Origin of the sequence: Streptomyces sp. MJM8645 (assembly GCF_001625365.1) — a bacterium.
In the GTDB taxonomy this organism is placed as follows: Bacteria; Actinomycetota; Actinomycetes; order Streptomycetales; family Streptomycetaceae; genus Kitasatospora.
This window is the reverse complement of the sequence record NZ_LJJF01000001.1, coordinates 5,834,684-5,852,006: the sequence shown is the minus strand read 5'-3', so window position 1 is coordinate 5,852,006 and position 17,323 is coordinate 5,834,684. Positions and strand designations below refer to the sequence as shown.

The following is a 17,323-nucleotide window of genomic DNA, read 5'->3' as shown; positions in this document are numbered from 1 at the left end:
CCGCCCACTCCAGCACAGGGCGGCGTGCCGCGCGATCGGGTTTCTCCCGGCGGCGCGGCCCGGGCCCGGCGGGCGCACGCCACGGGACGACAGGGCTCAGGCCCGGCGGGGAGGGCGGCGGGCGGAATCCTGGTCCGGGCGGGGTGCGCGGATGAGGTCGCTCGGCGCGTCGGCCCCCATGATCGCGTCCAACAGCCCTCGCGCGGCGGCGAGTTCGTCGATCTGTTGGGTGATGCGGGCGCGCTCGCGGGCGAGGCCGGTGAGGAGTTCGGGGCAGGTGGGGCCGGGGCGGCGCGCGCCGGGGCGGGGGAGGCCGGGGAGGATCCGGGCGATGGCGGCGCTGCCGAGGCCGGCGGCGAGGAGGGTGCGGATGCCGTGGACGGTGTCGATGTCGGGTTCGCCGTACTCGCGGTAACCGCTGGGGCGGCGGGCGGGGGCGAGCAGGCCCTGTTCCTCGTAGTAGCGCAGGGCGCGGGGGCTGACGCCGGTGCGCCGGGCGAGTTCTCCGATCCGCATGCCGTGCCGTCCTTCGTTCGTCCGACTCCGCCGTTGACTCCGCTATTGACGCCGACGTCGGCTCCGACGCCAGCTCCGACATCGACTCCGCCGTTGACTCTGACGTCGACGTGAAGGTCTAGCGTAGCCGCCATGCCGACCGAACGATCTTCCGCAACCCCCTCCTCCCCCACCGCAGTTGCCGTCCTCGGCCTGGGCCCGATGGGCCGGGCGCTGGCCCGGGCCCTGCTGGCCGCCGGGCATCCGGTGACGGTGTGGAACCGCACGCCCGGGCGGGACGCCGAACTCCGCGCGCTCGGGGCGCGGTCCGCCGCGACGGCGGCCGAGGCCGTCGCCGCCGGACCGCTCGCCCTGCTCTGCGTCCGGGACCAGGCCGCCGCCCGGGCCGTCCTGGACTCCGCCGGGGCCGCGCTGCGCGGCCGCACGCTGGTGAACGCCACCTCCGTCACGCCGGACGACGCCCGCGCGAACGCCGCCCGGGCCGGGGCCGGCGGCTTCCGGCTGCTCAACGCCGCGATCCTCACCCCCACCCCGACCATCGGGCGGCCCGAGGGCGCCGTGCTGCTGAGCGGCGACGCCGGGGCCTTCGCCGCGCACGAGGCGGCCCTGCGCACCCTCGGCGGGGGCGTCCGGCTGCTCGACAGCGGGGATCCGGGCCGGGCGGCGGCGTTCGACGCGGCGCTGCTGGACCTGTTCTGGACCACCGTGCACGGCTACCTGCACGCGCTGGCGCTGGCCCGCGCCGAGGGCATCGGCGGCACCGAACTCGCCCCGTACGCACAGGGCCTGCCCCGGCTGCTGCCGGCCCTGATCGACGAGTTCGCGCAACGGGCGGACCAGGGCAGCCACCCGGGCGACCGCAGCAGCGTGGCCTCGGCGGAGGCCGGTCTGGCGCACGTCGCCCACACCGCCCGGGCGCGCGGCCTGGACACCGCCGTGCTGGACGCGGCACTGGCCGTCACCCGACGGGCGGTCGCGGCCGGTCACGGCCCGGACGGGGTGTCCGCCCTGGTCGAGACCGTCGGGACCATCAAGACCGTCGGGGCCGTCGAGACCGCCGGGGCCGCCGGGGCCGCCGGGACCGCCGGTGGCGTCGGGAACGCCGAGGGCTGACGGCTACTGCGCGAGGTAGCCGCCGTCGACGGGCAGCACCGCGCCGGTGATGAAGGAGGCGTCGTCGGAGGCGAGGAACAGGACGGCCGCCGCGACCTCCGCCGGGGCCCCGAGGCGGCCCATGGGGTGGCGCTTCTCGATCGCGGCGAGGTACTCCGTCCCGCCGGGCTCGTCGTACAGGCGGGCGACGCGGTCGGTGGCGATGGTGCCGGGGGCGACGGCGTTGATCCGGATGCCGCGGTCGGCCCATTCGACGGCGAGGTGCCGGGTGAGGCCGGAGGCGACGAACTTGGCGGGCCCGTAGACCGCCTGGCCGCGCTGGCCGGCCTCGCCGGAGATGGAGGAGACGCAGACGATCGCCCCACCGGGCCGTTCCTGGGCGGCCATCGCCTGGATGCCGTACTTGCAGGTGAGGAACATGCCGCGGCCGTCGACGGCCATGACCTGGTCCCACTCCTCGGCGGTGGCCTCGGTGACCTCCATGAGCGGAATCACGCCGGCGTTGGCCACCAGGACGTCGAGGCGTCCGTACCGTTCGACGGCGGCGTCGACCATCCGGCGGGCGTCCTCGTCGCTGGCCACGTCGCCGACCACCGTGCTGACGGCGTGCGGGAACCGGTCGGCCAGCCGGCGCAGGCCCTCGACGTCGATGTCGGTGCCGACCACCGACGCGCCCTCGCGCACGAAGCGTTCGGCGACGGCCCGGCCGATGCCGTTGGCCGCGCCCGTCACCACGCAGGACCGCCCGGCCAGGCGGCCCGCCGACACCCCTGATGTGTTCTCAGTCACCATGCCACCGGACTCTACCGATTCCACGTCAGGAAGCCCGGTGCATCGACCAGTTGATCAATGCACCGGACCCCCACGCCCCCCGGGCGCCCCCGGCGCCCATGGCCTCAGACCGTGAGCACGATCTTGCCGCGCAGGTGCCCGTGCTCGCTGAGCCGGTGCGCCTCGGCCGCCTCCGCCAGCGGCAGCACCTGGTGCAGCGGCAGCCGCAGGGTGCCCGCCTCGTGCAGCGCCAGCACGGCGGCGTAGGCGCGCTGGTGGTAGGACTCGACGCCCTCCGCCCCACCGCTGAAGCGGACGCCGTACTCGGCGGAGCCGGCGAAGTCGACGATCGTCACCACCCGGTCCGCGGAGCCGGTCAGCTCGATGGACAGCGGCAGCACCCCGCCCTTGCCCGCCGCGTCCAGCGCCCGGTCCACCCCGCCCGGGGCGGCGGCCCGCACCCGGTCCGCCAGGCCGTCGCCGTAGGCCACCGGGATCGCGCCCAGCTCGCGCAGGTAGGCGTGGTTGGCCTCGCCGGCGGTGCCGACCACGGTGATCCCGCGCGCCCGGGCCAGTTGCAGCAGCAGGGTGCCGACCCCGCCGGCCGCGCCGTGCACCAGCAGCGTTTCGCCGGCCCGCGCGCCCAGGACGCCGAGCACCCGCTCGGCGGTCTCGGCCGCCACCGGGATCGCCGCGGCCTCCTCCCAGCTCAGCGAGGCGGGCTTGCGGGCCAGCAGGTCGGCGTCGACGAGCGCCTGCTCGGCGTACGCGCCGCCCATGACGGCGCCGAACACCTCGTCGCCGGGCGCCCACGCGGTCACGTCCGGGCCGACGGCCTCCACCACACCGGCCAGCTCGTAGCCGCCGACGTGCGGGAAGGAGACCGGGAAGGCCGCCACCATCGAGCCGCTGCGCACCTTGTGGTCCAGCGGGTTGACGCCCACCGTGCGGACCGCGACCCGCACCTGGCCGGGGCCCGGGGCAGGCAGCTCGATGTCGGTCGGGCGCAGCACGTCCACGCCGCCGTACTCGGAGAAGGCGATCGCCTTGGTCATGGAATGTCCTTGCGGGTTCGGTGAGTTGTTTCTTCCGTCGGCTCCATCCTGGATCGTCCGGGGTGGTCGCCAGGCCCGCCTTTCGGATGGTTCCACCTGTCCGAACGGCCAGGCCGCCACCCGGGCCCCCGGGCTAGGCTGGCCGGCATGGGCGACGGCATCGGCGTTGACATCGGCGTGCCCAACGAGACGGGCAAGGACGGGGACGGCGTGGACGGGGACGGCGTGGACGAGCGGTGGCGGCAGCACTGGGGCCGCCCCGAAGAGGCGCTGGCGCACGCCGTCGAGGTGCTGCGCACGCCCCGGCCGCACCTCATGGACCGGCTCTCCGAGGTGGTCGCCACCCTCGTCCCGCACGTCGCGATCGCCCAGCTCAGCGGCATCTGCACCTACTCCCCCACGCTCGCCTTCGGCCCGCCCGAGCTGACCGCCGCCGTCAGCGGCCTGGAGCTCGCCAAGCTGGCCGAGACGACCACCTCGGCAACGGCCGACGGCCGGGCCTGGCAGGGCGAGGCGCAGCTGGCCGGGCGGGCGAGGTCCGTCGTGGTGGTCACGGCGTCGGCGTCGGACGCCACCACCGCGGTGCTGGTGCTGGTCCGGGACGGCGCCGCCGACCCGGTGGCGGCCGGGGCGCTCGCCGTCCTCCAGCAGCTGTGGGACTTGGTCACCACCCACTCGCACCACCGCGCCACCGACGCCGGCCCCACCCACGCGGCGGCCTCCCGGGCCTCCGCCAACGCCCGGGCCCGGGCGATCGCCGAGTTCACCGGCTCCCACGGCGCCGCGCTCACCGCGCTCCTCGCGCCGCTGCGCTCCGCCGCACTGGACGACGCCACCGCGCGCCGCGCCGCCACCGAGCTGGCCGTGACGGCGCTGCTCGACCTGCGCCGGGGCGCCGACCTGGACCGGGCGCTCAGCGAGGAGCCCGCCGACGCCGCGTTCGCCCGGCTCGACCAGCAGCTGCGCCCGCTGCTGCGGCACACCCGGGTGCGGCTGGACGTGGCACCGCCGGCGGAGGCCGGCCGGTCCGTGCCGGCGGACACCGCGCACGCCGCCCGGGACGCCGTCCGGGCGGCCGTGCTCGTGATGCTGGAGCAGGACGCCGTGACCAGGCTGCACGTGAGCTGGCGGTTCGCCGGTGACACGCTGCGGGCGGTGGTGCGGGACGACGGCCCCGGCCTGCTGGCCGCCGACGCGCTGGCCGTCCACCGCACCGCCGACCGGATCGCCGCCCTCGGCGGGCGCTGCGCCATCGAGGCCGTCCCCGGCTGGGGCACCACGGTGAGCGTCGACCTGCCGCTCGGCCTGCCCGAACACCCGCGCGTCACCGACCCGGTGGACGGCCTCCAGCCGCGCGAGCTGGAGGTGCTCGACCAGCTGGCCCAGGGCCGGCGCAACCGGGACATCGCCGTGGCGCTGCACATCAGCGAGTCGACGGTGAAGTTCCACGTCGCCAACATCCTGGCCAAGCTCGGCGTCTCCTCGCGCGGCGAGGCGGCGGCCCTGGCCCACCGGGCCGGGATGCCGGGCACCCCGGCCCTGCACGTCGCGTCCTGAGGAGAACCACGAGATGACCGAGACCCCCAAGACCCCCGGGCCGACCGGGCCGACCACGCCCTGGGACCCGGCCGCCCCCGGCGTGCTGCGCCTGCCCTCCGGCCGGCTGCTGCGAGGGCGCGGCCTCAGCCGCCCGCTGCCGCCCGGCCCGCACCCCTCCTTCGGGCTCTACCTGCTGGGCCGCCCGCCCAAACCACTCCCGTGGCAGGGCCGTTGGGTGCGCTGGCCCGACTTCCGGCTCCCCGCCGACCGGGCGGACGCGGCCGACGCCTTCCGCGAGGTCTGGCGGCGGTCGGCGACCGAACGCGTCGAACTCGCCTGCGTCGGCGGCCACGGCCGCACCGGCACCGCCCTTGCCTGCGTCGCGATCCTGGACGGCGTCCCGGCCGCCGAGGCCGTCGCGTACGTCCGGGAGCACTACGACCCGCACGCGGTGGAGACGCCCTGGCAGCGCCGCTTCGTGGAGCGGTGGGCCTGAGGCCTGAACGGCCGTCCCGGCGGCCGGGAGCGGGAATCCCGACCCGGCGACCCGGCCGCACTCGCGTGCGACGGGTTCGAACTGGAGTGTCCGGCGCGCCGAGGGGTGGCCGCGCCACGGGAGTGACCCGTTCGGGCTCCGCGCGCCCTACCGGGGGTCGCAGGCCGAAGGAATGATGAGCGGATCGCACGTGATCCAGACGACCCCGCACACCGGCCCCGGCCGGTGGACCTGCGGTGGAAGGAGCCCACGTTGTTGCTGCTCATCTCCCCGGACAGTGTCGAGGAGGCCCTCGACTGTGCGAAGGCGGCGGAGCACCTCGACATCGTCGACGTCAAGAAGCCGGACGAGGGCTCGCTCGGCGCGAACTTCCCGTGGGTCATCAGGGAGATCCGCGACGCCGTCCCGGCGGACAAGCCGTTGTCCGCCACCGTGGGGGACGTCCCGTACAAGCCCGGCACGGTGGCCCAGGCCGCGCTCGGTGCGGCCGTCTCCGGCGCCACGTACATCAAGGTCGGCCTCTACGGGTGCACGACGCCCGAACAGGCCGTCGACGTCATGCGAGGGGTCGTCCGGGCCGTGAAGGACTACCGGCCGGACGCGTTCGTCGTCGCCTCGGGCTACGCCGACGCCCACCGGATCGGCTGCGTCAACCCGCTCGCGCTGCCCGACATCGCCCGCCGCTCCGGCTCCGACGCGGCCATGCTCGACACCGCGATCAAGGACGGGACCAGGCTGTTCGACCACGTTCCGCCCGAGGTCTGCGCGGAGTTCGTCCGGCTGGCCCACGAAGCCGACCTGCTCGCCGCGCTCGCGGGCAGCGTCAAGGCGGCGGACCTCGGCACGCTGACCCGCATCGGCACCGACATCGTGGGGGTGCGCGGGGCCGTCTGCGAGGGCGGCGACCGCACCGCCGGAAGGATCCGGCCGCAGCTGGTGGCCGACTTCCGGGCCGAGATGGACCGGCACGCCCGGGAGCACGCGGCCGTCGTCGCCGCCGCGAGTTGACCGCCGGCATGCCGACGAGCCGGCCCGACCGCCCGCCCGGGCCCGACGGCGGGCGCTTCGCCGTCGTCGACCCGGCGACGGGCGAGGCCTTCGCCGAGGCCCCCGACCAGCAGCCGGACACGCTGGACGCCGTCGTCGGCCGGGCCCACGAGGCCTGGCGCGGCTGGCGGGCCGACCCCGCCGCCCGCACCGCCGCGTTGCGCGCGGCAGCCGACGCCGTGGAGGCGGCCGGAGCCGACCTCGCCCCGCTGCTCACCCGGGAACAGGGCAAACCCCTGGCCGAGTCGGCCGCCGAGGTCGCCCGGACGGCGGCCCGCCTGCGCTACTTCGCCGACCTGGCCCCCGCGCCCCAGCCGATCGCGGACGGCCGCCCGGTGCGCAGCGAGATCCGCTGGCGGCCGCTGGGGCCGGTCGCCGCGATCGTCCCGTGGAACTTCCCGCTCCAGCTCGCGGCGGCGAAGTTCGCGCCCGCACTCGCCGCGGGCAACACGATGGTGCTCAAGCCCTCCCCGTTCACCCCCCTCGCCACCCGGCTGCTGGGGTCCGTCCTCGCCGCCGCCCTCCCCGAGGGCGTCCTGACGATCGTCACCGGCCGCGAACCCCTCGGCGCCCGGCTCGCCTCCCACCCGGGGATCCGCCACGTGACCTTCACCGGCTCGGTCCCCACCGGTCGGGCCGTCGCGGCGGGCGCGGCCGCCTCGCTCGCCCGGGTCACCCTGGAGCTGGGCGGCAACGACGCCGCCGTCCTGCTGGACGACGTGGACGTGGACCGGATCGCGGACCGGCTGTTCTGGGCGGCGTTCCGCAACTGCGGGCAGGTCTGCATGGCGGTCAAGCGCGTCTACGCCCCGGCCCGGCTCCACTCCCAGGTGGTCGAGGCCCTCGCGGAGCGGGCGAAGAGCGTCGTCGTCGGCGCCGGACTCGACCCGGGCACCCGGCTGGGGCCGGTCAACAACGCCCCCCAGCTGGCCAGGGTCGAGCGCTACACGGCCCGGGCCCTGGCAGGCGGCGCCCGGGCCGTGGCCGGTGGCCACCGGCTGGACCGGCCGGGTTACTTCTTCGCCCCGACGATCCTGGCCGACGTCCCCTCCGACAGTCCGGTGGTGACGGAGGAGCAGTTCGGCCCGGTCCTGCCGGTGCTGGCGTACCGGAGCGTCGACGAGGCCGTCGAGGCGGCCAACGACACCGGATTCGGGCTGGGCGGCTCGGTGTGGGGGACGGACCTCGACCGGGCCGAGGCGGTGGCCGACCGGCTGGAGTGCGGGACGGCGTGGATCAACCACCACGCCGAACTGTCCCTCGCCCAGCCCTTCGCGGGCATCAAGGAGAGCGGTGTCGGCGTCGCGGGCGGGCCGTGGGGGCTCTACGGGAACCTCAGGCCGTTCGTCGTGCACCGGCCGGAAGAGGCTTGACGATCCGGAGGAGGCGTGACGGTGACGATGAGGTTCGATGCGGCGGTACTGCGCTCGTACGAGGGCGAGTTCGCCGTCGAGGAGGTGGTCCTGAACGGGGGGCCGGCCGACGGCGAGGTCCTGGTGCGGATCGCGGGCTGCGGGATGTGCCGCACCGACCTCGCGGTCCGGCGTTCGGCGGGCCGCTCGCCGCTGCCGGCGGTGCTCGGGCACGAGGGGGCCGGGGTCGTGGTGGAGACCGGCGGCCCGCACACCGGGCTGAGCGTCGGCGACCACGTCGTGCTGAGCTTCGACTCCTGCGGACACTGCCGCAACTGCCTGGGCGCGGCCCCCGCCTACTGCGACTCCTTCGCCGCGCTCAACCTCTTCGGCGGGCGCAAGGAGGACGCGGCGCGGTTCACCGACGCGGCCGGGGGCGAACTGGCCCCCCGGTGGTTCGGCCAGTCCTCGTTCGCCGAGTACGCGATGGTTCCGGCGCGCAACGCCGTCCGGGTCGACCGCTCGCTGCCCGTCGACCTGCTCGGGCCGCTCGGCTGCGGCTTCCTGACCGGTGCCGGGGCGGTGTTCAACTCCTTCGGCGCCGGCCCCGGCGACACCGTCGTGGTCCTCGGCGCGGGGGCGGTGGGCCTGGCCGCGGTGATGGCGGCCACGGCCGCCGGGGCGGTGACCGTGGCCGTCGACCGGTACCCCGAACGGCTTGACCTCGCCGAGCGGTTCGGCGCGATCCCGCTGCGCGCCGGACCAGCCGACCACGCCTCCGGGCCCGACCCTGTCCCCCGGCCCGGACTGGCCGAGCGGATCCAGCGGCTGACCGACGGCGGCGCGCAGTACGCGCTGGACACCACGGCCTCCGCCCCGCTGATCAACGAGGCGCTCCGGGCCCTGCGCCCGACCGGCCACCTCGGGCTGGTGGCCCGGCTCCGCACCGCGCTGCCGCTCGATCCGGGGACACTGGACCGGGGCCGGCGGATCTCCCACATCTGCGAGGGGGATGCGGTGCCGGCGCTGCTGATCCCCCGGCTGACCGGGCTGTGGCAGGCCGGGAAGTTCCCCTTCGACCAGCTGATCCGCCGGTACCCGCTCGCCGCCGTCAACGAGGCCGAACGCGACTGCGACGCGGGCCGGGTGGTCAAACCCGTCCTGGTCCCGGAGCGGAGCGCCCGCTGAGCGAGGCGCTCCGCCCAGCGGCTCGCTACACCCGGGGCTTGTGCGCGAACACCCAGCGGTTGCCCTCCAGCGCGTCGTTCGGCTCGGGCAGGGGGCCGCGTCCGTGCTGGTGGGTGAAGTCGAAGGGGGTGTGGACCGAGGTGATCCAGCCCTTGTCGGCCAGGGCGCCCGCGGAGTCGGGCCGCGGCTCTGCGTCGAACAGATCGAGCAGGTCGATGCCGATCTGGTGCTTCGTCGAGGTGTAGAGCGGGCTCTCGCGGTAGTCCAACAGGCTCTTCTCCAGCTTGACCTCGTACGCCATGGCGCTGCCGCCCGCGCTCAACCGGCCGACCGTGTCGATGAGTTGCGTCTCCACGCCGTTGGGCAGGTAGAAGAGCAGCCCCTCCGCCAGCCAGACGCTCGGCACCGCCGCGTCGAAGCCGGCCTCGGCCAGAGCTGCGACCCAGTCGGTGCACAGGTCGGCGGCGACCGGGACGCGCGCCGCCTTCGGGGAGGCCGACAGCCCGCCGAGCACCCCGTGCTTGAAGGCCAGTACGCCCTCCCGGTCGACCTCGAAGACCGTGCAGCCGGGAGGCCAGTCGAGCCGGAACGCCCGCGTGTCCAACCCGGCGCCGAGCAGGACCACTTGACGGGCGCCCGAGTGCACCGACCGGAGCAGGAAGTCGTCGAGGACCCTCGTCCGCAGACCGAAGTAGCGCGCGAACCGCCCCCACAGCGGGTTCGCGTCCCCGTCCGGCACCTGGTGCATCCGGACCGGCCAGCCCGCGGACGCCGGCGCGGCGAGCACGAAGTGTTCCGCGTAGACGTCCTGCGCCAGGGTGTCGTCCCGGTGGGTCTCGATCGCGCGTGCCGCGGCGACCAGGAGGGCCGTCAGACCGACACCGCCCTCCACCCCCTCCACACCGGTGCTCCGGTGCGCCGTACCGACCATGTGTCCTCCTCTTGAAGCGAGTTGAGAACGCGAACAGCGAGGAATGCGACTGCCTCCTCACTATCCAGCCGGCCCGCGCCCGCCCGGGAGCGCTCCCACCGGATCCACCCGACCGGGTGAATCCCGCCGTCGCGGCGCCCGCACGCCCCCCGGGTGTGCTGCTCACCGACCGCGGCGTGCCCCAGACCTCCGGCGGCGTGGACTCCCGGACCACCCGCGCCCCGCCGCCCCCTCCCCGAGGCGCCGGGGCGCTTCGGGGAGGTACGGGGAGATACGGAGCGGGGTCAGGTCTTGCGCAGGGCCGGGGCCGGGGCGCCGATGAGGAGCCGGCGGACGGCGTCCCAGGCGGTGCGCTGGGCGGCGGCGCAGGCGCGGGTGTCGGAGCCGAGCAGGCGGAGCCAGGCGCCACTGTCGTGCGGGAGGACGCTGACGCCGTGCAGCAGGCCGCTGCCGGCCAGGGCCTCGTGCAGGGTGTCGGCGACCTGCGCGGCGGGGGCGAGCGGCGTGACGACGTAGAGGCTCGCCATGACGTCGTGGCCGGCCAGGACCGCCGGGCCGGTCACGCCGGCCTCCGGCGGCTCCAGCCGGACGGTGTCGATGGCGATCAACTGACCGTCGGGGCGCCGCACTTCGAGGTCGGAGGCGAACACCTGGTAGGCGTTGCGCTCGCCCCGGGCGAGGCGGCCTGCGAGGACGGTCTCGCCGGCCAGCACGGTGGCGGTGGGGTCGACGGTGAGGACGGTGCGCTGGTAGAGCCGGGAGTCGACGAAGGGGATGACGGGCTCGGGCAGGTACTCGACGTAGGCGCGGGGGCCGGCGTCCAGGTTGACCAGCTGCGTCGCGTAGTCGAACTCCATCCGGTAGACCTTGGTGGCCGCCTGGGTGGTGAGGTGGGTCGCGGTGTCGGCGCCGCAGCGCAGGTCGGTGCGGAGCCGGTCGGCCTGGAGGATGCCGCCGCCGGTGGACATCAGGAAGGTGACGGCGAGGTCCGGGCGGGCCGGGTCGAAGTAGAGCGGGCGCATGATCTGCAGCGGCGACTTCTGGTAGTGGCCGGTGAGTTCGGTGCGTTCGCCGATCCGTTCGAAGGCCAGCTCCAGCAGGCCGACCTTGCCGGGGCGCCCGACGCCCAGGGTGTCGGGCGTCCCGGCGTACCGGCGGACGGCGTACGGGACGCGGGCCGGCTCGTAGTGCCGCGGATCGAGCCGGGGCACGGCGGCCTCGGCGGCCTCCCCCACAGCCGCTTCCCCCGCAACCGCTTCCCCCGCGGCCGCGGTGACGGTCATGCCGGGACCTTGCGGAAGGTCTCCAGGAAGGTGGCGATCTCGTCCAGCCCGTGCCCGGTGAGGCAGTTGGTGAGCACGACCGGCCCGCCCTCACGGACGCGGTGGGCGTCGGACTCCATGATGCCGAGGTCCGCGCGGACGTACTGGGCGATGTCGATCTTGTTGATGACCAGCAGGTCGGACTCGGTGATGCCCGGGCCGCGCTTGCGGGGCATCTTCTCGCCCTCGGCGGTGTCCAGGACGAAGAGGAAGAGGTCGACCAGGACGGGGCTGAAGGTCAGCGTGAGGTTGTCGCCGCCGGACTCGAACAGCAGGGTGTCGACGTCGGGGAAGCGCTCCAGCATCTCGGCGCCGGCCGCGAGGTTCATCGTCGGGTCGTCCCGGACGGCGGTGTGCGGGCAGGCGCCGGTCTCGACGCCGACGACCCGCTCGGGGTCGAGGACGCCGGCCAGGGTGCGACGCACGTGCTGCGCGTCCTCCTGGGTGTAGATGTCGTTGGTGATGACCGCCGGGCGGTGGCCGTTGGCGATCAGCACCGGGACGAGGGCCTCGATGAGCGCCGTCTTGCCGGAGCCGACCGGCCCGCCGATGCCCACGCGGAGCACGTTCTCGGTCATTGCTGTCTCCTTCTGATGCGGTGTGACGTTGGTTCTGCGTCCGGGAGGAGCGGGAGCTGCGACACTCCCGTGCCCGCCCGCACCTCCCGGACGCGGTTCAGCTGGCGAACAGCCGGGCCTCGGCCCGTTCGTGGCGTCCGGACATCGCGTCGGCGACCGGCACGCACCCGCCCAGGTCGTCCAACTCCCGGGTGAGGGCGGCCCGTACGGTCTCCTCGATCACCGGCGCCGCGGCCCGCAGCACCACCTGCGCCTTGCGGTGGTCGGTCAGCCGCAGCCGCAGGGCGGCGCCGACGAAGCTGGTGCAGAAGGCGAACAGGTCGCTGGCGACGGCCTGGTCGACGGGTACGGCGGCGGAGGCGTAGGCGACTCCGGCGGCCACCGGCTGGGAGCCGGGGGCCTGCTTGGCGGCGACCAGTTCGGCGTACCGGTCCAGCGGTTCGCCGCCGATCGACTCCCGGGCGATGTCGAGGAGTTGGCGCCCGGTCCGGGTGGAGGCCAGGCGCAGCTCGCGGTTGAGCTTGGTGGCGTGCAGCCGCTGGTCCACCTCGACCAGCAGGCCCCAGTCGCCGGCCCGGGCGGCGCCGTGGGCGAGGGCGAGCGCGGTGGCGTCGCCGGGGCCGACCGAGTGGCGCAGCAGGTCGGTGAGCAGGTCGGGCATGGTGTCCGCGGTGACGGCCTTGGCCTGGGCGTAGCCCTCCAGGCCGTGCGAGAGGGTGTAGAAGCCGCTGGGGAAGGCGGAGTCGGTCAGCTGGAGGCTGACCAGCAGGGCGTCGAGTCCTCCCCCGGGGCCCGAAGAGCCGGGTCCGGAAGAGCCAGGTCCGGAAGAGCCGGGCCCCGAAGCGCCGCTCACGCGAGGTAGAACAGGTGGTTGAGCGGGAGTTCGCGGGCGGGCTCGATGGTGGCCGGCTCGCCGTCCAGGGTGACCTTGTAGGTCTCCGGGTCGACGGCGATCTTCGGCAGCGCGTCGTTGCGGACCATGTGCTGCTTGCCGACCGAGCGGCAGCGCCGCACGGGCAGGACCCGGCTGTCCAGCCCGAGTTGGGCCGGGACGCCGAGGTCGATGGCGGCCTGCGACATGAAGGAGACCCGGGTGGCCTGCTTGGCCCGGCCGAGCGCGCCGTACATCGGGCGGTAGTAGACCGGCTGCGGGGTGGGCAGCGAGGCGTTCGGGTCGCCCATCAGCGCCCAGTTGATGACGCCGCCCTTGATGACCATCTTGGGCTTGGCGCCGAAGGAGTTGATCGGCCAGAGCACGATGTCGGCGAGCTTGCCGCTCTCCAGCGAGCCGATGTGGTCGGCGGTGCCGGAGGCGATGGCCGGGTTGATGGTGAGCTTGGCGAGGTAGCGCAGGACGCGGAAGTTGTCGTTGCGCTCGGTGTCGCCGTCGAGCTTGCCGCGCTGGTCCTTGCAGTGGTGGGCGGTCTGGAAGGCGCGGGTGAAGGACTCCCCGATCCGGCCCATCGCCTGCGAGTCCGAGGAGAAGATCGAGATGACGCCCTCGTCGTGCAGGACGGTCTCGGCGGCGATCGTCTCGGCGCGGACCCGGGAGTCGGCGAAGGAGACGTCCTCGGGGATGTCGTGGCTGAGGTGGTGGCAGACCATCACCATGTCCAGCAGCTCGTCGACCGAGTTGACGGTGTAGGGCAGCGTGGGGTTGGTGGAGGACGGCAGGACGTTGGGCTCGCCGGCGATCCGCATGATGTCGGGGGCGTGGCCGCCGCCCGCGCCCTCGGTGTGGAAGGTGTGGATGGTGCGGCCGTCGATGGCGGAGAGGGTGTCCTCGAAGAAGCCGCCCTCGTTGAGGGTGTCCGTGTGGATGGCCACCTGGACGTCGTACTCGTCGGCGACGCCGAGCGCGCTGTCGATGGCGGCGGGGGTGCTGCCCCAGTCCTCGTGCACCTTGAGGCCGCAGACGCCGGCCTCGACCTGCTCGCGCAGGGCGCCGGGCAGCGAGCCGTTGCCCTTGCCGAGGAGGCCGACGTTGACCGGGAGGTCCTCGACCGCCTGGTACATCCGGTGGATGTTCCACGGGCCGGGGGTGCAGGTGGTGCCGTTGGTGCCGTCGGAGGGGCCGGTGCCGCCGCCGATGAGGGTGGTGATGCCGTTGCTCAGCGCCTCCTGCACCTGCTGCGGGGCGATGAAGTGGATGTGGGTGTCGATGCCGCCGGCGGTGGCGATCAGGTGCTCGCCGGAGATCACCTCGGTGCCGGGGCCGATGACCAGCCGGGGGTGCACGCCGCTCTGGGTGTGCGGGTTGCCGGCCTTGCCGACGGCGGTGATGAAGCCGTCCTTGACGCCGATGTCGCCCTTGACCACGCCGAGGACGGCGTCCATCACGACGACGTTGGTGATCACCAGGTCCAGCGCGCCCTGGGCGGAGGTGGCGGCCGGGTCCTGGGCCATGCCGTCTCGGATGCCCTTGCCGCCGCCGTAGACGGCCTCGTCGCCGTAGTGGCCCTGGTTGAAGTCCTTCTCGATCTCGACGACGAGGTTGGTGTCGGCGAGGTGGAAGCGGTCGCCGACGGTGGGCCCGAAGAGATCGGTGTACTGCTTGCGGGACAGCGTGGCCATCAGCGGTCGCCTTCCTTGTGGTCGAGGTTGGTGCCCTTGAACCCGAGGGCGATCGCCCGGTCGATCGCCCGGGCGCGGGTGTCGGCCGACCTGATGCCGCCGTCGACGAGGTTGCTGAAGCCGATCAGGCGGCCGTGGCCGCCGAACTCGGCGAGCGTGACGTCCTTGGTGTCGCCCGGCTCGAAGCGGACGGCGGTGCCGGCCGGGATGTCCAGGTGCTTGCCGTAGGCGGCGTTGCGGTCGAAGTCGAGGGCGCGGTTGGCCTCGAAGAAGTGGTAGTGCGAGCCGACCTGGATCGCCCGGTCGCCGGTGTTGCTGACCGTGATGGTGACCTGGGCGCGACCGGCGTTGATCTCCACCGGGTCGTCGCCGTACAGGTACGTGGCGCCACCAGACATGGCGGGCCCTTCCTCTCTGTCGGTTCAGTGATGTGTGTGGCCGTGGGTGTGCCCGCCGGTGGCACCGTGGCCGTGGCCGTGCGAGTGGTCCCCGCCGGGGCCGTGGCTGTGGGCGTAGCCGTGCCCGTGCTCGGCATCGAGGCCGGCCAGGATGCCGTCCTCGCCGTGGCCGAGCAGGTGCAGGGCCGCCGCGGTGCGGGCCGCGACGACGCCGGCGATCGCGGACGGCCGCAGCAGCGGTCCGCCGTCCCGCACCCCGGGCAGTTCGGTGCGCAGCGCCGGTCCGAACGAGGCCGGGACGGCCGTCACTTCGCGGGCGCCGAGCAGCCGGCAGCGTTCGGCGCCCTCGGCGAGGTCGGGGTCGCCGCCCGCGAAGGCCACCTCGACCCAGCGGTGGTGGCCGTACTGGCGGACCAGCCGGGCGATCCGGAACAGGTCCGCGTCCTCGAAGGGGCCGGCCGCCGGGGCGGTGACCAGCACGGCGCCGTCGGGCCCGGGGGCGGCGGAGGCCGCGGCCCGCAGCCAGCCGACGAGGTGGTCCTTGCCGCCGAACGCCCCGGTCAGGGCGAGTCGTCCGCGCCCCTCCCCTGCTGCCAGCCAGCGCAGCGCCCGGGCGGTGTCGGCCACCAGCTTCGGGTCGCGGCCCAGCGTCATCGGGACGACGCACACCGGGCCGTCGGTGGCGGCCAGCGCCGAGCGGACGGCCTCGCCGAGCGCCCGGCCGGCGGCGGCCGCGGCGTGGACGGCGGGCTCGCGCTCCACCAGGGCGGCCAGGTCCCGGCCGCCGTCGCTCTCGTGCCCGCCGGCCAGCACCACCGTGGCGGCGGGTACCGGGGCCGAGGTCGGCGCGGGCGTGGGGGCCGAGGTCGACCCGGGCGTCGGACCGGTCGCCGCTTCCGCCTGACGTACCGTCATGACTCAGGCACCCACCGGGTCGTGGCAGGAGACCAGCTTGGTGCCGTCCAGGAACGCGGCCTCGACCTGGAGCAGCGGCAGCATCTCGCGGACGCCGGGCATGACGTCCTCGCCGCTGACGACCTGCTTGCCGATCTCCATACACTCGGCGACGGTGCGCCCGTCCCGGGCGCCCTCCATGATCGCCTCGCTGATCAGCGCGCAGGCCTCGCTGTAGTTCAGTTTCACACCGCGGTCGCGGCGTTTGCGGGCCAGATCGGCCACGACGTAGATGTACAGCTTGTCCATCTCACGCGGGGCGAGATTCACGGGAATCACTCTTCCTTTCCGAGGGAACTCCGCAGGAACTCCGAATGAACACGCCTGTCACGGGCGGGAATTCGGGCTACCGAAATCCGGTCAGACTCTGCGCAGCCGGGGAATGGCCGGCACCGCCGCCAGGAACAGCATGGTGGTCAGGACGAACGGCCAGGTGAAGGCGTGGCCGCCGAACGGCGCAGTGGCGGCGGCCAGCGCCGGGGTCAGGACGGTCGCGGCGGCCGCGCCGAGGACGGCGTAGGCCGCGCTCCACCCGCCGGGGGCGACGAACACGCCGCACAGCGCCATCGCGACGAGCACCCCGCTGTACCCGAGCAGCCCCTGGCCGACGGCGTCGGCGGGCGCGCCGAGCGCCCAGGCGGTGAGCAGCCCGGTCGCGCTGCCCGCGCAGGCCAGCAGGCCGGCCGGGCGGCTGGCCGCGAAGATGCCGGCCAGGAACAGCAGGCCGACGTACCACTGGGGCATGAAGAAGATCTGGCCGATGTTGGCGAAGAACCCGTGCCACAGTTGGTCCCAGGTCAGCCCGGTCGGGCCGGCGGCCGGCCCGGCCAGGGCGGTCGGGGCGCCGGTGCCGTGCCACAGGTGGCGGAAGCCGGGCGCCGCGGCCGTCGTCGCGGTGGCGACCAGGCAGAACGGCGCGGTGAGCGCGGGCAGTTTCCAGCTGTCGAGCACCGCGCCGAGGCCCGCGGTGACCACCACGGCGACGACGGCGCCGAGGACGGCCGCCGCGACGGTGGCGGGGTGGTCGGGGCCGAGGAACACCGCGCACCCCAGCGCCACCAGGCAGCCGTTGTAGCCGTGCAGCCCGGCCTCGACGGCGTCGCGCGCCAGCCGCAGGCCGTACGCGACGGCGGTTCCGACGGCGCTGCCGAGCAGGCCGTAGACGCCGTAGCGCCAGCCGGCCGCGAAGAGTGCGGCCACGAAGAACAGGCCGCAGACGGCGGACGGCATGAAGTCCACCTGTGCGACGCCGCGCAGGACTTCGACGGCTAACTTGAGGGATATCGGGCGGGCGGCCTCGGAGGCCCCCGGCTCACCCTTTTTCTGACCCATACTTCGCACCAATTCCCGGTACGGCTTTTCACGGCATGGCGAATAGTCCCGCAAGGCTGCTCGGCTTTACTCGCGAGCACGCCCGGCGATTCCTCCGGAACCGTACTCCTGCGGAATGCCGGTCGGCGCGGACACGACCGGTTACACCCGTATGGCG

The 17,323-nt window shown here is 74.6% G+C and carries 18 protein-coding genes; 6 read left to right on the top strand and 12 right to left on the bottom strand.

Annotated elements, in window-relative coordinates; all coding sequences use genetic code 11:
* Nucleotides 1-96: 96 nt before the first annotated feature.
* Nucleotides 97-516, bottom strand: coding sequence for a MerR family transcriptional regulator (locus A6F73_RS24955; RefSeq protein ID WP_063349836.1), 420 nt, complete (start codon nt 514-516; stop codon nt 97-99).
* Nucleotides 517-648: 132 nt separating this feature from the next.
* Here A6F73_RS24955 and A6F73_RS24950 point away from each other — a divergent pair, with 132 nt between their 5' ends.
* On the top strand, nt 649-1,629 hold the full coding sequence (locus A6F73_RS24950) for an NAD(P)-binding domain-containing protein (protein WP_079135977.1): 981 nt from the start codon (nt 649-651) through the stop codon (nt 1,627-1,629).
* A 3-nt stretch (nt 1,630-1,632) separates the two neighbouring features.
* Here A6F73_RS24950 and A6F73_RS24945 read toward each other — a convergent pair whose 3' ends face one another.
* Together A6F73_RS24945 and A6F73_RS24940 are read right to left on the bottom strand one after the other, a co-directional pair.
* Nucleotides 1,633-2,421 (bottom strand): SDR family oxidoreductase, encoded by a 789-nt coding sequence (locus A6F73_RS24945; RefSeq protein ID WP_063349834.1) that lies wholly within the window; start codon nt 2,419-2,421, stop codon nt 1,633-1,635.
* 104 nt (nt 2,422-2,525) lie between these two features.
* Entirely contained in the window at nt 2,526-3,455 is a 930-nt protein-coding gene (locus tag A6F73_RS24940; RefSeq protein ID WP_063349833.1) for an NADP-dependent oxidoreductase, read from the bottom strand.
* 147 nt (nt 3,456-3,602) lie between these two features.
* Here A6F73_RS24940 and A6F73_RS44135 point away from each other — a divergent pair, with 147 nt between their 5' ends.
* The 5 genes from A6F73_RS44135 (at nt 3,603) to A6F73_RS24915 (ending at nt 9,077) form a co-directional block, all read left to right on the top strand.
* Entirely contained in the window at nt 3,603-5,012 is a 1,410-nt protein-coding gene (locus A6F73_RS44135) for a LuxR C-terminal-related transcriptional regulator (RefSeq protein ID WP_079135976.1), read from the top strand.
* Nucleotides 5,013-5,025: 13 nt separating this feature from the next.
* Nucleotides 5,026-5,490: a protein-tyrosine phosphatase family protein gene (locus tag A6F73_RS24930; RefSeq protein WP_063349832.1), complete on the top strand. Its 465-nt coding sequence runs from the start codon at nt 5,026-5,028 to the stop codon at nt 5,488-5,490.
* 252 nt (nt 5,491-5,742) lie between these two features.
* Entirely contained in the window at nt 5,743-6,498 is a 756-nt protein-coding gene (locus A6F73_RS24925) for a (5-formylfuran-3-yl)methyl phosphate synthase (RefSeq protein WP_063349831.1), read from the top strand.
* Between the two features lie 8 nt (nt 6,499-6,506).
* Nucleotides 6,507-7,910 (top strand): aldehyde dehydrogenase family protein, encoded by a 1,404-nt coding sequence (locus A6F73_RS24920; protein ID WP_063351500.1) that lies wholly within the window; start codon nt 6,507-6,509, stop codon nt 7,908-7,910.
* 27 nt (nt 7,911-7,937) lie between these two features.
* Nucleotides 7,938-9,077 (top strand): NAD(P)-dependent alcohol dehydrogenase, encoded by a 1,140-nt coding sequence (locus A6F73_RS24915; RefSeq protein WP_063349830.1) that lies wholly within the window; start codon nt 7,938-7,940, stop codon nt 9,075-9,077.
* A 25-nt stretch (nt 9,078-9,102) separates the two neighbouring features.
* Here A6F73_RS24915 and A6F73_RS24910 read toward each other — a convergent pair whose 3' ends face one another.
* The 9 genes from A6F73_RS24910 to A6F73_RS24870 all read right to left on the bottom strand — a co-directional run bounded on the left by A6F73_RS24910 (nt 9,103) and on the right by A6F73_RS24870 (nt 17,166).
* Complete coding sequence (locus A6F73_RS24910) at nt 9,103-10,008, bottom strand: class I SAM-dependent methyltransferase (protein ID WP_063349829.1); 906 nt, start codon at nt 10,006-10,008, stop codon at nt 9,103-9,105.
* Nucleotides 10,009-10,292: 284 nt separating this feature from the next.
* The gene (locus A6F73_RS24905) at nt 10,293-11,291 is read right to left on the bottom strand and encodes an urease accessory protein UreD (protein WP_079135975.1); all 999 of its coding nucleotides are present in this window, start codon (nt 11,289-11,291) and stop codon (nt 10,293-10,295) included.
* Entirely contained in the window at nt 11,288-11,908 is a 621-nt protein-coding gene (ureG, locus tag A6F73_RS24900; protein WP_063349828.1) for an urease accessory protein UreG, read from the bottom strand. Before ureG ends, A6F73_RS24905 begins: the two co-directional genes overlap by 4 nt.
* A gap of 97 nt (nt 11,909-12,005) precedes the next feature.
* Entirely contained in the window at nt 12,006-12,677 is a 672-nt protein-coding gene (locus tag A6F73_RS24895; protein WP_244293694.1) for an urease accessory UreF family protein, read from the bottom strand.
* A gap of 80 nt (nt 12,678-12,757) precedes the next feature.
* Nucleotides 12,758-14,482 carry an urease subunit alpha gene (ureC, locus tag A6F73_RS24890; protein ID WP_063349826.1) on the bottom strand — a complete coding sequence of 575 codons (1,725 nt, stop codon included), beginning with the start codon at nt 14,480-14,482 and terminating at the stop codon, nt 12,758-12,760.
* Nucleotides 14,482-14,880, bottom strand: coding sequence for an urease subunit beta (locus A6F73_RS24885; protein ID WP_063349825.1), 399 nt, complete (start codon nt 14,878-14,880; stop codon nt 14,482-14,484). The genes ureC and A6F73_RS24885 overlap by 1 nt, the downstream gene beginning before the upstream one ends.
* A gap of 24 nt (nt 14,881-14,904) precedes the next feature.
* Complete coding sequence (locus tag A6F73_RS24880; protein ID WP_063349824.1) at nt 14,905-15,795, bottom strand: hypothetical protein; 891 nt, start codon at nt 15,793-15,795, stop codon at nt 14,905-14,907.
* A gap of 3 nt (nt 15,796-15,798) precedes the next feature.
* A complete protein-coding gene (locus A6F73_RS24875; RefSeq protein WP_063349823.1) occupies nt 15,799-16,104 on the bottom strand; it encodes an urease subunit gamma in 306 nt (101 codons plus the stop codon).
* A 90-nt stretch (nt 16,105-16,194) separates the two neighbouring features.
* Nucleotides 16,195-17,166, bottom strand: coding sequence for an urea transporter (locus A6F73_RS24870; RefSeq protein ID WP_079135974.1), 972 nt, complete (start codon nt 17,164-17,166; stop codon nt 16,195-16,197).
* Between the last annotated feature and the right edge of the window lie 157 nt (nt 17,167-17,323).

Bases quoted from the DNA above. Each gene is read 5' to 3' on its own strand.
- A6F73_RS24880 (WP_063349824.1), bottom strand. From the start codon at position 15,795: ATGACGGTACGTCAGGCGGAAGCGGCGACCGGTCCGACGCCCGGGTCG.
- A6F73_RS24870 (WP_079135974.1), bottom strand. From the start codon at position 17,166: ATGGGTCAGAAAAAGGGTGAGCCGGGGGCCTCCGAGGCCGCCCGCCCG.
- A6F73_RS24910 (WP_063349829.1), bottom strand. From the start codon at position 10,008: ATGGTCGGTACGGCGCACCGGAGCACCGGTGTGGAGGGGGTGGAGGGC.
- A6F73_RS24905 (WP_079135975.1), bottom strand. From the start codon at position 11,291: ATGACCGTCACCGCGGCCGCGGGGGAAGCGGTTGCGGGGGAAGCGGCT.
- A6F73_RS24940 (WP_063349833.1), bottom strand. From the start codon at position 3,455: ATGACCAAGGCGATCGCCTTCTCCGAGTACGGCGGCGTGGACGTGCTG.
- A6F73_RS24945 (WP_063349834.1), bottom strand. From the start codon at position 2,421: ATGGTGACTGAGAACACATCAGGGGTGTCGGCGGGCCGCCTGGCCGGG.
- A6F73_RS24950 (WP_079135977.1), top strand. From the start codon at position 649: ATGCCGACCGAACGATCTTCCGCAACCCCCTCCTCCCCCACCGCAGTT.
- A6F73_RS24920 (WP_063351500.1), top strand. From the start codon at position 6,507: ATGCCGACGAGCCGGCCCGACCGCCCGCCCGGGCCCGACGGCGGGCGC.
- A6F73_RS44135 (WP_079135976.1), top strand. From the start codon at position 3,603: ATGGGCGACGGCATCGGCGTTGACATCGGCGTGCCCAACGAGACGGGC.
- A6F73_RS24885 (WP_063349825.1), bottom strand. From the start codon at position 14,880: ATGTCTGGTGGCGCCACGTACCTGTACGGCGACGACCCGGTGGAGATC.
- ureC (WP_063349826.1), bottom strand. From the start codon at position 14,482: ATGGCCACGCTGTCCCGCAAGCAGTACACCGATCTCTTCGGGCCCACC.
- A6F73_RS24955 (WP_063349836.1), bottom strand. From the start codon at position 516: ATGCGGATCGGAGAACTCGCCCGGCGCACCGGCGTCAGCCCCCGCGCC.
- A6F73_RS24915 (WP_063349830.1), top strand. From the start codon at position 7,938: ATGAGGTTCGATGCGGCGGTACTGCGCTCGTACGAGGGCGAGTTCGCC.
- ureG (WP_063349828.1), bottom strand. From the start codon at position 11,908: ATGACCGAGAACGTGCTCCGCGTGGGCATCGGCGGGCCGGTCGGCTCC.
- A6F73_RS24930 (WP_063349832.1), top strand. From the start codon at position 5,026: ATGACCGAGACCCCCAAGACCCCCGGGCCGACCGGGCCGACCACGCCC.